The sequence below is a fragment of the Corynebacterium pseudogenitalium genome (assembly GCF_024453815.1).
Taxonomy (GTDB): domain Bacteria; phylum Actinomycetota; class Actinomycetes; order Mycobacteriales; family Mycobacteriaceae; genus Corynebacterium; species Corynebacterium pseudogenitalium.
This window is the reverse complement of sequence record NZ_CP072934.1, coordinates 429,574-441,479: the sequence shown is the minus strand read 5'-3', so window position 1 is coordinate 441,479 and position 11,906 is coordinate 429,574. Positions and strand designations below refer to the sequence as shown.

General features: G+C 62.9%; 12 protein-coding genes. 2 read left to right on the top strand and 10 right to left on the bottom strand.

Features of this window, described 5'->3' with window-relative positions; translation table 11 throughout:
• Positions 1–139: 139 nt before the first annotated feature.
• From rplE to rplN, 3 genes are read right to left on the bottom strand one after another with little or no spacing between them, the layout of a single operon-like run.
• Positions 140–718 carry a 50S ribosomal protein L5 gene (rplE, locus tag KBP54_RS02045; RefSeq protein WP_070363081.1) on the bottom strand — a complete coding sequence of 193 codons (579 nt, stop codon included), beginning with the start codon at positions 716–718 and terminating at the stop codon, positions 140–142.
• A gap of 2 nt (positions 719–720) precedes the next feature.
• Positions 721–1,035: a 50S ribosomal protein L24 gene (rplX, locus tag KBP54_RS02040; RefSeq protein WP_070363082.1), complete on the bottom strand. Its 315-nt coding sequence runs from the start codon at positions 1,033–1,035 to the stop codon at positions 721–723.
• A gap of 2 nt (positions 1,036–1,037) precedes the next feature.
• Positions 1,038–1,406 (bottom strand): 50S ribosomal protein L14, encoded by a 369-nt coding sequence (rplN, locus tag KBP54_RS02035; protein WP_070363083.1) that lies wholly within the window; start codon positions 1,404–1,406, stop codon positions 1,038–1,040.
• Between the two features lie 256 nt (positions 1,407–1,662).
• On the opposite strand from rplN, the gene KBP54_RS02030 reads away from it, so the two are divergent.
• On the top strand, positions 1,663–2,469 hold the full coding sequence (locus tag KBP54_RS02030) for a formate/nitrite transporter family protein (RefSeq protein ID WP_256006172.1): 807 nt from the start codon (positions 1,663–1,665) through the stop codon (positions 2,467–2,469).
• 69 nt (positions 2,470–2,538) lie between these two features.
• Here KBP54_RS02030 and KBP54_RS02025 read toward each other — a convergent pair whose 3' ends face one another.
• The 4 genes from KBP54_RS02025 to KBP54_RS02010 form a co-directional block, all read right to left on the bottom strand.
• Positions 2,539–2,802 carry a hypothetical protein gene (locus tag KBP54_RS02025; RefSeq protein ID WP_070363084.1) on the bottom strand — a complete coding sequence of 88 codons (264 nt, stop codon included), beginning with the start codon at positions 2,800–2,802 and terminating at the stop codon, positions 2,539–2,541.
• A 42-nt stretch (positions 2,803–2,844) separates the two neighbouring features.
• The gene (locus KBP54_RS02020; RefSeq protein WP_070363085.1) at positions 2,845–3,069 is read right to left on the bottom strand and encodes a hypothetical protein; all 225 of its coding nucleotides are present in this window, start codon (positions 3,067–3,069) and stop codon (positions 2,845–2,847) included.
• 109 nt (positions 3,070–3,178) lie between these two features.
• Positions 3,179–5,161, bottom strand: coding sequence for a sucrose-specific PTS transporter subunit IIBC (locus tag KBP54_RS02015; protein ID WP_256006170.1), 1,983 nt, complete (start codon positions 5,159–5,161; stop codon positions 3,179–3,181).
• Positions 5,162–5,230: 69 nt separating this feature from the next.
• Positions 5,231–6,535 carry a glycoside hydrolase family 32 protein gene (locus tag KBP54_RS02010; RefSeq protein WP_256006169.1) on the bottom strand — a complete coding sequence of 435 codons (1,305 nt, stop codon included), beginning with the start codon at positions 6,533–6,535 and terminating at the stop codon, positions 5,231–5,233.
• A 23-nt stretch (positions 6,536–6,558) separates the two neighbouring features.
• On the opposite strand from KBP54_RS02010, the gene KBP54_RS02005 reads away from it, so the two are divergent.
• A complete protein-coding gene (locus tag KBP54_RS02005; RefSeq protein WP_256006167.1) occupies positions 6,559–7,425 on the top strand; it encodes a carbohydrate kinase family protein in 867 nt (288 codons plus the stop codon).
• Here the strand turns inward: KBP54_RS02005 and KBP54_RS02000 are convergent.
• Genes KBP54_RS02000 through KBP54_RS01990 form a run of 3 tightly spaced genes read right to left on the bottom strand, consistent with a single transcriptional unit; the run spans position 7,422 to position 11,906 of the window.
• Complete coding sequence (locus KBP54_RS02000) at positions 7,422–8,465, bottom strand: LLM class flavin-dependent oxidoreductase (protein ID WP_256006166.1); 1,044 nt, start codon at positions 8,463–8,465, stop codon at positions 7,422–7,424. The two genes, KBP54_RS02005 and KBP54_RS02000, sit on opposite strands and share 4 nt — an antisense overlap.
• Positions 8,466–8,482: 17 nt before the next feature.
• Complete coding sequence (glmS, locus tag KBP54_RS01995; protein ID WP_071572781.1) at positions 8,483–10,351, bottom strand: glutamine--fructose-6-phosphate transaminase (isomerizing); 1,869 nt, start codon at positions 10,349–10,351, stop codon at positions 8,483–8,485.
• 52 nt (positions 10,352–10,403) lie between these two features.
• A complete protein-coding gene (locus KBP54_RS01990) occupies positions 10,404–11,906 on the bottom strand; it encodes a SulP family inorganic anion transporter (RefSeq protein WP_256006163.1) in 1,503 nt (500 codons plus the stop codon).

Here is an 11,906-nt window from a genome sequence, read left to right as displayed (position 1 = left end):
CAAGGATTCAGTCTATCGAACGTTTCCCAAAAACAGTACATGCGTACTATTCGGGTGTGCTCTGCAGGTTCCCCCAAAAGACGTACACCCCCGCAACCCGGTTGGGTCGCAGGGGCGATCGTCGAAAAGCAGTGACGCGTTATGCGCGCTGCATCTTGCCGTCCTTGTCAGCGAACGGGAAGCCGAGGTGGCGCAGGAGTGCGCGACCCTCGTCGTCGTTCGTTGCAGTGGTAACGACGGTGATGTCCATGCCGCGGACGCGATCGATCTTGTCGATGTCGATTTCGTAGAACATCGTCTGTTCGGTCAGGCCGAAGGTGTAGTTGCCTGCACCGTCGAACTGCTTGTCGCTGAGGCCACGGAAGTCACGAATACGTGGCAGAGCAACCGTCAGCAGGCGGTCCAGGAACTCCCACATGCGGTCGCCGCGGAGGGTGACCTTCGCGCCGATCGGCATGCCTTCACGGAGCTTGAAGTTAGCGATGGACTTCTTCGCACGGCGAAGCTGTGGCTTCTGGCCGGTGATCGCGGCGAGGTCCTCGAGCGCGCCGTTGATGACCTTGGAGTCACGTGCAGCGTCGCCGACACCCATGTTGACAACAATCTTGGTCAGACCTGGGATCTGCATGACGTTGTCGTACTTGAACTCATCGTTGAGCTTGGTACGGATGTCCTCTTTGTACTGGGTCTTCAGACGAGGGGTGTAGTTCTCAGCCATGCTTAGATGTCCTTCCCGTTCGACTTTGCAACGCGGACCTTCTTGCCGTTTTCGTCGAAACGGTAGCCCACGCGCGTCGGCTTGCCGTCGGAATCCAGGACCATCACGTTGGAGACGTGGATCGGAGCTTCCTGGGTGACAATGCCGCCGGACTCTGCGCCGCGCTCGTTGTAGGAGTTCGCGACGTGCTTCTTCATACGGTTCACGCCTTCAACGAGAACGCGCTGACGCTTCGGGTATGCCTCAATAACCTTGCCCTGCGCGCCCTTATCCTTGCCAGAGATGACCTGGACCATATCGCCCTTTTTGATTTTCATCCCTAGATCACCTCCGGTGCGAGAGAAACGATCTTCATGAACTTCTTGTCGCGCAGCTCGCGAGCAACTGGGCCGAAGATACGGGTGCCGCGGGGCTCGGTGTCGTTCTTGATCAGCACTGCAGCGTTCTCGTCGAACGCGATGTAGGAGCCGTCCGGACGACGGGTCTCCTTCTTCGCACGAACGATGACAGCCTTAACGACTTCGCCTTCCTTAACGTTGCCGCCTGGGGCAGCTTCCTTCACAGTGGCGACGATCGTATCGCCGATGCCGGCGAAGCGCCGAACGGATCCGCCGAGGACACGGATGCACAGGATTTCACGTGCACCGGTGTTGTCGGCGACCTTCAGGCGCGATTCCTTCTGAATCACTATTGGTCTCCTGACCTGGGTCGATGTGCGTTAGATTTCCGTCCTATACGCACGTGGTCAATGTCTTCGATGTCTTTTCGCTTGTCGACGGCACCTTCGGCACCGCAGGCGTACATGCTCAGCTCGGAAACGCGCAGAGCAAACACGCAGCAAAGGACAACTGGAACATTAAAGCACGGAACATGCGCGCCCGCAAACCATGACTTTTGGTTGTGTGGATTCGTGCCCGGTTCTGACCTTTGGTATGGTCATACCTATGAACTTCGATGGCACACTTGCGGATTCAATCGGCTTCAAGTCGTACCTCTACACCTACGAACTCCCCAAGTTCGCGGTACGCTCCATGCTCGCCGGCATGTTTTTGACGATCATGACGGCATTCGCCACCGTCGCCTCCACCCAAGTAGAAAGCAGCGCCCCCGGCTACGGCCGCTTCGTGTTCGCAGCTATCTTCTGCCTCTCGCTGTACGTCATCGTTGTCCTGGGTGCGGAGCTCGCCACCGGCAACATGATGTTCATGACCTACGGCAGCGCCTCGGGACGCCTCCCCTGGCTCAAGGGCTTCCTGATGGTCTCCACCTGCACCATCTTCAACCTGCTCGGCGTCCTCATCACCGCGGTATTCCTGGTCCACGCCACGGCGTTCCAGCCGATCGGGATGGACAGCTTCCTCGCCGCGACCGTTGAGACCAAGCTCGCGAAGCCGGACAGCTTGCTGTTCATGGAAGGCATTTTCGCCAACATCGTGGTCAACATCGGCGTGCTGCTCGCCATCCAGGCTGGCAAGGACTTCACCGCGAAGTTCCTCGCCATCATGCTGATCGTTCCTGCATTCGCCGCAATGGGGTACGAGCACTCCATCGCCAGCTTCGTCGTTTTCTCCCTGGCGGGTTACGGCATCGGCGCCGAGCACTTCGCCGGGTTCACGCTGACGAACGGCCTGTTGAACTGGTTCATCGTGTGGGTCGGCAACTATATCGGCGGTGGCTTCATCATGGGCGGCGTCTACGCGTGGCTGAACAAGGGCGGTACCCCGGCAACGCCACTGGCAACACGCCGCTAACCCCCAAGTACATGGAAAACGCCCCGTTCCCGCGAAGGGAAGGGGCGTTCGTTATTGCTCGGTGAGCACTTAGCTCGAAGCAGCGATGCCCACGCCGGTTGCCGCAGCAACGATCGACAGGATGACCACAACGGCCATGTTGACGACACCGATGGACGAAAGCACAGCCGGAACCAGCAGCAGGTTCGGACCCTGCGGGCCAGCGAAGTTGCGCAGCTCGTTCATGACGTTGTTCAGCGGCTCTGGGTACTGTGCAGCACTTGCATCGGTAGCAACAACGCCAGACAGGACAACAACAGAAGCGGCAACTGCAATTGCGTTACGAAGTTTCATTCTTACGTTCTCTCTCTATGGTCTCGGGTGAATGGGTGGGATTTAGACGCGCTGCGAAGACGTCGCGATGTTCGTCAGGAAGCCCAAAGAGGACAGCAGTGCAGGCACGAGGATCAGGTTCTGTGCCTGGTAGCCACCGAGGCGCTTCAGCTCGTGCAGGACACCTGCCAGCGGTTCTGGCGCTGGCTGTGCTGCCTGTGCGACCGGTGCGCCCACTGCAAGAGCGGAAGCCACGAGGCCTGCGGCGAGAATGCGACGAAGTTTCATAGTTTTCCTCCTGTGATGTCCGCTAGACCCTTGTGAGCTAGCGCGCTGAACAAGACACCAACAGATTAGCAGGCCAATTTAAGGTTGTTGCCAGTTTTCTAAAAAACTTTTATTTTGCTTCTTCGGCTATCTTTTTCGGCTCGACGAAGAAGAGGTCGTCTCCAAACTTCGTGTCTGCAGGAAGGCTTGTCGACGCCCCAATCTCCCCTACCCGCTTCGTATTCGAGACAACAATCGGGGTCGTCACTTCGTATCCTGCGTCGCGGATGGCCGCGATGTCGAACGTCGCGAGGAGCTGGCCTGCTTCTACGACGTCACCTTTCTTCACGTGTGCAGTGAAGTGCTCGCCCTTGAGGTTCACGGTGTCGAAGCCGATGTGCATGAGAATGTCCACGTTCTTGCCATCGGTCCCCTTGGCGCGGATTGCGTAGGCGTGGCCGGACGGGAACGTGACCGCAACCGTACCGGCGACGGGTGCGCGCAGCTCCCCAACCGTCGGCACGATTGCCACGCCGTTCCCCAGCTTGCCCTGGGCAAACATCGGGTCACTGACCGTCGCAAGCGGCACGGCGTTGCCCTCGAGAGGCGCCACGACGTGGAGCGCCTCGTCGGACGCCTCGAGCAGCGCTTGCTCGGCAGCGGCATCGGCGGCTGGATCCTCGGTTGCGTCCGGATCGATGCTGCCATGCTTGCCCACCAGGTAGCGCCCGTACCCGTAGGCCGCCACGAAGGCGATCACGAACGTAATGACGCCGAGGATCAGGAAGGTCACCATGTCATTCGCGCGGATGGAGACCACGCCGATAAAGCCCGCCGCACCAAGCGCAACTGCCTTGACATCAAAGATCGCAATCAGCATTGCACCAATACCGGCCGCGCCGAGGCCGATAAAGAAGGGCCAGCGGAGGCGCAGGTTGACGCCGAAGATGGCGGGTTCCGTGATACCAAATACGGCCGAGATGCCCGAGGAACCAGCTAGACCTTTGAGCTTTGCGTTGCGCGCCAGGAAGTACACGGCAAGGGCCACTGCGCCTTGCGCGATGTTCGCCATGGAGGCCGTCGGGAAGATGAAGGAGCCGCCCTGATTAAACAGCTCGAGCTCGATTGGCGGGAAGGACTGGTGCAGGCCAGTGATCACGATCGGCGAGTACACCAGACCGAAGAGCAGGCCACCGATTGGGCCACCGAAGTCGTACAGGCTGGAGAGGCCGACAATCAGCAGGTCACCGAGCCAGCGGACAAACGGGCCGACGGCGATGAAGGTAATGAAGCCCGTAATCAGCAGGGTTGCCAGCGGAGTAATCAGGAAGTCCGCCGTACCCTTCAGACGCTTGTGGAACCACTTCTCGATCGTTGCCAAGATCCACGCGACCGCCAGCACCGGCAGCACCGCACCCTGGTAACCCGCCTGCGCGACTGGCAAGCCGAACAGGTCCCAGAACGGCATCGTTCCGTCGGCAACGGAGTTCGCCACGTCGTAGCCGTTGACCAACGCCGGGTGAACCATCGCCATGCCCATGCCGGCGCCGAGGTATTCGTTGCCACCGAAGCGCTTCGTCGCGGAGTACCCCACCAGCACCGGCAGGAACGCGAACGGTGCGGAGGCCAGCACATTGATGATCTCCGTCAGACCCTGGATCTGCGGGAACATCCCCACCAGGGAGTTCTCCCCGAACAACCCCTCGGCGGTCAGGACGTTGTTGAGCGCCATGAGCAGACCGCCGCCAACCAGGATTGGGATCAGCGGCACGAAGATGTCAGAAAAGACCTTAATGAAGCGCGTAAACCAGTTGCCCTGGTTCGCCGCTACTTCCTTCAGGTCTTCCGTGGAGACAGCAATGCTCTTGCTGGTCATGCCGTTGAGCTGATCAAAGACAATGTCCACGTCACCGGGGCCGACGATGATCTGGAACATGCCGCCGGTTGCGAACGTGCCCTTCAAATCAGGGTCGTTCTCCAGCGTATCCTGCGCAACCTTGTCGACGTCCTTAAGCACGAAACGCAGTCGCGTCGCGCAGTGGGCGACGCCAACGATGTTTTCCTCGCCCCCTACCCCGGCGAGGACCCGCCGGGCTACTTCTTTGTGGTCCATGTGGGAATCCTTTCTCTTCCCACACAGTCAAACATCTATACGGGCATAAATCAGCTTACTTGCGTCCGATTACCCCCGGTTGTGGCCGATTTCACGTCCCTCCACGGCCATCCAAGGGGCTCCGCCGGTACCGAACACCGCCGAGGAAAACGCCACCTCCCCGCCCCCAGCGACAACTTCGAGGGCGGCGCCGTCAGCGCACACCACGAGCTCGCCCTGCGCGCACTCGGCACTGCGCTCATCACCACCGACCGTCACGCTCAGCATTCCACGCCCGGCCTCGCCAGGCCGCCACGCCACGTGAGCACCAACGCCACCGGCATCGTCGACCAGGTCGGCCTCCCACGGCTGTCCCCTGAGAACTTCGCGGTGCACGACCATCCCCGCGGGATCGGTTGGGAGAAGGAGTTCGGTGCGAAGCTGGCCGTCGACAAGTTGGAGCCTGCGAGGCAACGTCAGCTGATGCACCCAGCCCTCTGCCTGAAGCGTTGGGGTGTCATCGCGGGCAGGCAGTCCCATCCAACCGAGCAACAGCGCATCGCCATCGTCCTCGGCGACCATCTGCGGCGCGTAAAACTGATGCCCAAAGTCCAACGCCCGGAACTGCGACTCCACGCGGAACCACAGCCCATCCAGCGTGCCCACGACGTAGCCGCACTCGTCCGAGCCCGGGTACTGTGGGCACAGCACCAGCACCTCGCGCCACTGCCCCGTCGCGTGGTCACGCATCCGCAGCAGGTTCGGGCACTCCCACATGTAGGCGGCCTCAACGCGCGGGTCCAGCCCCTCGAACTGCAGCGCGCCAGCAAACGACCAGTTCAGCAGGTCCGGTGACTCGTAGAGCACCACCGCGCCGCGCTCCTCCTCACGCTGCGCGCCGAGCACCATGCGCCAGGAGCCGTCCTCATTCTGGGTGACGTGCGGGTCCCGGTAGTGGGCGGTAAAGCCGAGGGCTGGGCCGTCAATGAGCGGATTCTCTGGCGCACGGTGGTACACACCGCCCATCGGGCCCTCCAGGTCCTCAACCCGAACCAGGTTCTGCGTGGTCAGGCGGCGCCCATCCTCCTTCACGTTGCCGGTGTAAAACAGCATGACTTCACCGTCGTGGACCACGGAGGACCCGGAGTAGCACCCGTGCGTGTCGTACGGGAAGTCCGGGTACAGCGCGTCGGGGAGGTGACGCCACTGGCCCAGGCCCTCCTCACCCCCAATTGTGGTGACGGCGTGGCCCCAACCGGTGCGCTTCGCAGCGTGCGGAAAGCACGGATCATGCTGGTAAAACACGTGGAGTTGGTCGCCGATGAGCGTGACGCCGTTCGGGTCGTTGAGGCGCCCTTGCGGCGGGGACAGGTGAAATGTTGGCCGGTACGTCATGCGACTTAGTCTACGGTGGAACCATGATCACTGTGTACGGCGAAGCCCTCGTTGACCTTGTCCCCCAGGACCGTTCCCCGCTCGCGCCGCTGGTGCCCGCGCTCGGTGGCGGCCCGTTCAATGTGGCCCGTGCGCTGGGCCGACTCGGCGCAGACGTCTCCTTCCAGTCACGGTTGTCTCGCGACAACTTCGGGGAGGCACTCGCCCAATCGCTTCTCGACGCCCACGTGGACCTCACCAACTGCGGTCGCGGGGACGAGCCCACCACCCTGGCTGTCACCGCCTTGGCGGAGAACGGCTCGGCAACGTACACGTTCTACGTCGACGGCACTGCCGACCGCTTCGCACAGCCGGTCCCGGTGCAGGAGGGCTACGCGGTGTTTGGGACCCTGTCCCTGGCGCTAGAGCCCGCGTCGCTGCGCTACGCGGAGGCCGCCTCTGAGTCGGCGAAGCACGGCGCAATCGTCTGCCTGGACCCGAATATCCGCCCGGCGTTCGCCTCCGAGAAACACCGCCTGTTCCTGCGGGGGCTGCTCGATTCCGTAACGGTGCTCAAACTCTCCGACGAGGAAGTCGAGTTCCTCGGTGACACCTCCCACGTGCCAGTCGTGGTGACCACGCTCGGCGCCGACGGCCTGCGGGTACGCGCGCCGTTCGGCACGGTCACGGTCCCGTCACCGAAGGTCACGGTCGCGGACACGATTGGGGCCGGGGACACGGTGATGGCGGCGCTGGTCCACCAGTTCGACGCCCGCGGCCTGGACCGCGACGGCCTGCTCGCCCTCGGCGAGGAGGAGTGGCGCGAGATCCTCACGTTCGCCACCCGCGCGGCCGCGATCACGGTGTCGCGCACCGGCGCAGACACCCCCTTCGCCCACGAGCTGGATTAGGAAGCCGCGTTCGCTGGCTCCCACCCAAGCGCCGGCGCGACGTGCTCGGCGAACCCGCGCAGGATCTGCATGCACACGTCCACCCCGGCCTGGTTCGGAACGGTGAGCATCAGCGTGTCCGAGGCCTGGATTGCTGGGTCATTACCGAGCTCCTCGATAAGCTGGTCGGCCTCTGCGGCGTACGTCTTGCCAAACGTGGTGTACACACCACGCTCAATCTGTCCGATCTGTTCCTCGGTATCCAGCAGTCCGAAGAGCCGCTCGGTGTCCTCGTCCACGATCGGAAAGATAGAACGAGAAACAGAAACGCGCGGTTCCCAGTCGTGGCCCGCGTCCGCCCACGCCTTCCGGTAGTGCTGGATCTGTTCCGCCTGCAGCTCGCCGAGGCTGCGGCCGTCGGCTTCCGAAATCAGCGTGGAGCTCATCAGGTTCACGCCGTCGCGGGCAGCCTGCTCGGCGCTGGCGAAGGTACCTGCGCCCCACCACACCCGGCGCGCCGCCCCCTCGGAGTGTGGCAACACCGAAAGTGGGCTGGCAGGCGGGTACATCTGCGGGTACTGCTCCTCAAGGGATGCGGCGAGCGCCATCGGGTCCCCGCGCAGCGCGGAAATGAAACGCTGGAAATGTGCACGCGCCAGGTCAGAACCGTTCGCGGCCTCTGACTCGTAGCCGAAAGCGCGCCACCCTCTATCGGCAGGCTCCGGTGACCCGCGGGAGACGCCGAAGGCGAGGCGGCCGTCGCTTAGCAAATCGAGCGCGGCGACGTCCTCCGCGAGCTGCAGCGGGTTGGCGTAGCGCATATCGACGACGCCGGTGCCCACCTCAATGTGCTTCGTCGCCGACGCCATCGCGCCAAGCAGGGCAATCGGAGACGCGAACTGCGGCGCGAAGTGGTGCACTCGCACGTAGGCGCCGTTGACACCAATCGCGTCCGCCTGGCGCGCGAGCTCCACGGTGTCCTGTAGCGCCTCGCGCGCGGTCATCCCCTGGCGCCCGGGTGGTGCGTGGTGGCCGAATGAAAGGAACCCAAACTTCTTCATGCGGCCACTCTAGCGCGCTACTCCACCGTGACGGACTTCGCCAGGTTGCGTGGCTGGTCCACGTTCAAGCCACGTGCCTGCGCAACGGTGCAGGCGAAGATCTGCAGTGGGATCGTCGACAAGAGGGGCTGCATGAGGCCGGCCGACTGCGGGATGCGGATCACGTGGTTGGCGAAGCGGTTCACGTCTTCGTCGCCCTCTTCCGCGATCACGATGGTGACGGCACCACGCGCGCGGACTTCCTGGATGTTGGAGACAACTTTGGCGTGCAGGTTGTGGCGCGAACGCTTCGACGGCACGATGACGAACACCGGCTGCCCTTCCTCAACCAGCGCGATCGGGCCGTGCTTGAGCTCGCCTGCGGCGAAGCCCTCGGAGTGCAGGTAGGCGACCTCCTTGAGCTTCAGTGCCCCCTCGAGCGCGACTGGGAAGCCGACGTGGCGGCCGAGGAAGAGCACCGACTTCGCGTCGGCGAGCTCGCGGCCAAGTTCCTGGATTTCTGCCTCGTTGTCCAGGATCCACTGGATCTTCTCCGGCATCTCCTCCAGCTCAGCAATGATGGTCTGGATTTCGTCGGTGAACTTGTTGCCGCGAACCTGCGCCAGGTACAGCGCCAACAGGTAGGACGCCACGATCTGGGAGATGAACGCCTTCGTCGACGCCACTGCGATCTCTGGGCCGGCGTAGGTGTACAGGGAGGCGTCGGCCTCACGCGGGATGGAGGAGCCGACCGTGTTGCAGATCGCGATGACCTTCGCGCCCTGCTCGCGCGCGTGGCGTACAGCCATGAGGGTGTCCATGGTCTCGCCGGACTGCGAAATTGCTACGACCAGGGTGTTCGGGGTGACGATCGGGTCGCGGTAGCGGAACTCGTGCGCCAGCTCGACCTCCGTCGGGATGCGGCACCAGTGCTCAATCGCGTACTTCGCCACGTGCCCCGCGTACGCAGCGGTACCGCAGGCCACGATGATGATCTTGTCGACGCTGCGCAGCACGGACTCGTCGATACGTAGTTCGTCGAGCGTGAGCTTGCCCTCGGCGTCGAAGCGGCCGTACAGCGTGTCGCGAACGGCGGCCGGTTGGTCGTGGATCTCCTTCGCCATGAAGGAATCAAACCCACCCTTTTCTGCGGCGGTGACGTCCCACTCGACGCGGAACGGGCTGCCCTCGGCGTGGTTGCCTTCGAAGTCAATGATGTCGTAGCTGTCGGCGGTCAGGGTAACGATCTGCCCGTTGTCCATCTCCACCGCGTCGCGGGTGAACTCGATGAAGCCGGAGACGTCAGAGCTGAGGAAGTTCTCACCCTCGCCCAGGCCGATCACCAGCGGTGAGTTCCAGCGCGCCGCAACGATACGGTCCGGGAATTCCTGCTCGATGGCCAGCAGCGTGAACGCGCCCTCGAGTCGCAGGGCGGTCAGGCGCATTGCCTCGGTGAGGTCCTTGTTCGCCTCAGTATTGAAGATGTCCAGCAGCAGCGTGGCTGCTACCTCGGTGTCAGTTTCGGAGCGGAACGTGTAGCCCTTCTCGCTCAGCTCGGCGCGGAGTGCCGCGAAGTTCTCGATGATGCCGTTGTGCACCACGGCCAGTGCGCCGTCGCCGACGACGTGGGGGTGGGCGTTGGCGTCGGTAGGCCCGCCGTGGGTTGCCCACCGGGTGTGCCCGATGCCCAGGTTGGAGGGCGCAAGCGGTGCCTCTGCGATGGCCTGCTCTAGGTCCGCGACCTTGCCTGCCTTCTTCCTGCACGCGATGGTGTCGCCCTGCATGACTGCTACCCCGGCCGAGTCATAACCGCGGTATTCGAGCCTGCGAAGCCCATCAATAATGACGGTGAGGGCGTCGTGCTCGCGTGCACGCTCGCCACCTATGTATCCAACGATTCCACACATGGGGCGAATTTTACACGCGGCGTAGTTCCTGAAAAAGTGACGCCGCCGAACCCTATCTCAGAGAGCCCGTGAGCTTGCTGTGAAACTCCGTGGTACTCGGGTTCATGCCGATGAAGCGCACGTGCTTGCCGCGCTCTTCGTATTTTTGTTCAATGCTGTCGAGCGCCGCGACCGTCGACGCGTCCCACACGTGCGCGCGGTGCAGGTCCACGACCACTTCGTCGGGGTCCTCCGAGTACATGAACAGAGTGGTCAGGTCGTTGGAGGAGGCAAACAGCAGCTGGCCGGACACCACGTAGTGGGCCACGCCGTCGACAACTTCGCGGGTCACTTCCACCAGGTGGGCGACGTTTCGCACAAAGATTACGGACGCCACAAGCACGCCAACCACGACGCCGATAGCCAGGTTGTTCGTCGCCAGCACCACCGCAACCGTGATCAGCATCGTGACGGTTTCCGAAGCCGGCAGCTTGCGCAGCGTGCTCGGCATCACCGAGTGCCAGTCGAACGTGCCCACCGACACCATCACCATCACGGCAACCAGCGCAGCCATCGGGATCATGGCGACGTACTCGCCGAACGCGAGCATCAGGATGAGCAGGAACGCGCCCGCCAGGAAGGTGGAAATACGGGTGCGAGCCCCGGAGACCTTCACGTTGATCATGGACTGGCCGATCATGGCGCAGCCACCCATCCCGCCGAACAGGCCGGTGACAATGTTCGCGACGCCCTGCCCCCAGCTCTCGCGGGTCTTGTTGGAATGCGTGTCCGTGACTTCATCGATCAGCTTCGCGGTCATCAGCGACTCCATCAGGCCGACGAGCGCCACGCCGAGCGAGTACGGTGCGATGATCCGAAGCGTCTCCCAGGTCAGCGGCACGTGTGGGATGAAGAATTCGGGCAGGCTGCTCGGCAGCTCGCCGCGGTCTCCGACCGTCGGCACGGGTGCCTTCGTAGCGACCGCGATGAGCGTGACCACCAGAATCGCAATGAGCGGCGCCGGAACCGCCTGCGTAAACTTCGGCATCACCACCATGATCACGATGGCCAGCGCCAGCAGCGGGTACACCGCCCAGTGAATGCCGATAATTTCGGGCAGCTGCGCCACAAAGATGAGAATCGCCAGCGCGTTGACGAAGCCGATCATCACGCTGCGCGGCAAGAACCGCATCAGCGTTGCGACGCCAGCTACCGCCAACACAATCTGGAACACCCCGGCGAGCATGATGGCCGCCACCATGTAGTCGTAGCCGTAATCCCTCACCAGTGGCGCGATTACCAGCGCCACCGCACCGGTGGCGGCCGCGATCATGGCGGGGCGCCCACCCGTAATCGCGATCACCATCGCCATGATGAAGGAGGAGTACAGCCCGATCTTCGGGTCCACTCCTGCGATGATGGAGAAGCTGATCGCCTCTGGGATCAGCGCCAGCGCCACAACCAGCCCGGCGAGGACCTCCTTCGTCAGGATGCGCGGTGTCTTCAGCGCTGTCGCCACTGATGGCTCGGGCTTGTACCGGCGCGTGTTTTCCGTGGTCAGCACGGTGGCTGCCAT

Excerpts from the sequence above, each read along its gene's own strand:
- rplE (WP_070363081.1), bottom strand. The coding sequence starts at position 718 with ATGGCTGAGAACTACACCCCTCGTCTGAAGACCCAGTACAAAGAGGAC.
- rplX (WP_070363082.1), bottom strand. The coding sequence starts at position 1,035 with ATGAAAATCAAAAAGGGCGATATGGTCCAGGTCATCTCTGGCAAGGAT.
- KBP54_RS02030 (WP_256006172.1), top strand. The coding sequence starts at position 1,663 with ATGAACTTCGATGGCACACTTGCGGATTCAATCGGCTTCAAGTCGTAC.
- KBP54_RS02025 (WP_070363084.1), bottom strand. The coding sequence starts at position 2,802 with ATGAAACTTCGTAACGCAATTGCAGTTGCCGCTTCTGTTGTTGTCCTG.
- KBP54_RS02020 (WP_070363085.1), bottom strand. The coding sequence starts at position 3,069 with ATGAAACTTCGTCGCATTCTCGCCGCAGGCCTCGTGGCTTCCGCTCTT.
- KBP54_RS02015 (WP_256006170.1), bottom strand. The coding sequence starts at position 5,161 with ATGGACCACAAAGAAGTAGCCCGGCGGGTCCTCGCCGGGGTAGGGGGC.
- KBP54_RS02010 (WP_256006169.1), bottom strand. The coding sequence starts at position 6,535 with ATGACGTACCGGCCAACATTTCACCTGTCCCCGCCGCAAGGGCGCCTC.
- KBP54_RS02005 (WP_256006167.1), top strand. The coding sequence starts at position 6,559 with ATGATCACTGTGTACGGCGAAGCCCTCGTTGACCTTGTCCCCCAGGAC.
- KBP54_RS02000 (WP_256006166.1), bottom strand. The coding sequence starts at position 8,465 with ATGAAGAAGTTTGGGTTCCTTTCATTCGGCCACCACGCACCACCCGGG.
- glmS (WP_071572781.1), bottom strand. The coding sequence starts at position 10,351 with ATGTGTGGAATCGTTGGATACATAGGTGGCGAGCGTGCACGCGAGCAC.
- KBP54_RS01990 (WP_256006163.1), bottom strand. The coding sequence starts at position 11,906 with ATGGCAGCCACCGTGCTGACCACGGAAAACACGCGCCGGTACAAGCCC.